General features: G+C 46.4%; 2 protein-coding genes. One reads left to right on the forward strand and one right to left on the reverse strand.

Annotated elements, in window-relative coordinates; translation table 11 throughout:
* On the forward strand, positions 1-206 hold a 206-nt coding region (locus tag R7Z49_RS23460; protein WP_318112136.1), incomplete at its 5' end, for a cystatin domain-containing protein.
* Between the two features lie 65 nt (positions 207-271).
* Here R7Z49_RS23460 and lhgO read toward each other — a convergent pair.
* A partial coding sequence (gene lhgO, locus R7Z49_RS23465) for an L-2-hydroxyglutarate oxidase (RefSeq protein WP_318112137.1) occupies positions 272-1190 on the reverse strand: 919 nt, incomplete at its 5' end.

Raw genomic sequence — 1190 nt, forward strand, 5'->3', positions numbered from 1 at the left:
TGAGTATGGTTTTGTACCAGATGAACGCCGAAGATAAATTAAAAAACATCAACGAAGTGCGCACTCAAGTGGTAGCGGGTACTCACTATGCGTTTGAGTTCGAGCTTCAAGACGGTGAAGTGTGGAACGCAATGGTCTTACGCAGTGCAAGAGGCGATTACATGATCGAAAGACACGCCAAAAAAGGCGAACTTTGCCCGAAGTAGAATGCCACCAACAAAAACCTGATGAAATGGAAGAGCCAGTGTTCAAACTGGCTCTTTATGTCTGACTAGACGACTTTAGCTACCACTTTCTCATCGACCTTATCGCAAATGTACTCTCCGATAGGCATGGCAGATGTGGCCGCTGGGGAAGGCGCATTACACACATGAAGGCTTCTTGCGCTCTCTGCAAATAGGAAATCGTGCACTAGAGTGCCGTCCGACAACACCGCTTGCGCGCGAATCCCTGCAGGGTAAGGCTGGAGATCCTCAACACGAATACTCGGACAATATTTATTGACCAGTTTTAAATACCCAGGCTTCCACCACGAGTTTTTAAACTCTTCCAAGCCCGTTTTTAAGTTCTTTTGCGTGACTTTCCAAAAGCCAGAAAAGCTCAGCATTTGCAGTGTATCTTGCAGGTTAAAGTTCACTTTTCCATACCCTTCTCGCTTCCAACCCTGAACGGCATTTGGACCAACCGTCACAGAACCATCAATCATACGAGTCAAGTGCACCCCCAAAAATGGCAAATCTGGATCTGGAATTGGGTAGATTAAGTGATTCACCACTTGGTTATGCTTACTGTCTAATCGGTAGTATTCACCACGATAAGGCACGATTTGAAAATCGGTCGGAATGCCCATCATTTTTGTCATCCGATCGGCCATCAATCCACTGCAAGTGACTAGAAACTTGCAGTTCAGCTGCATAGATTGTCCATCGGAAACGCAAGTCAGTTGTACTTCTTCATCTTTCTCATCGGCGGCAACCACCTTGGTTCTCAAGCTAATATGACCACCTAAACTTTGGAACTCTTGTGCCATATGCTCTGTTACCAAGCGGTAATCAACAATACTGGTGGTTTTCACGTAAATCGCGCCCAACCCTGTGATGTTAGGCTCCGCCAACTTGAGCTGCGCTTCATCAAGCAATTCCACATCAATCCCGTTGACGTGGCAGCGTTCATAAAGGGCGTTCATTCGT

It is taken from the genome of Vibrio sp. 1562 (assembly GCF_033340155.1).
In the GTDB taxonomy this organism is placed as follows: domain Bacteria; phylum Pseudomonadota; class Gammaproteobacteria; order Enterobacterales; family Vibrionaceae; genus Vibrio; species Vibrio alginolyticus.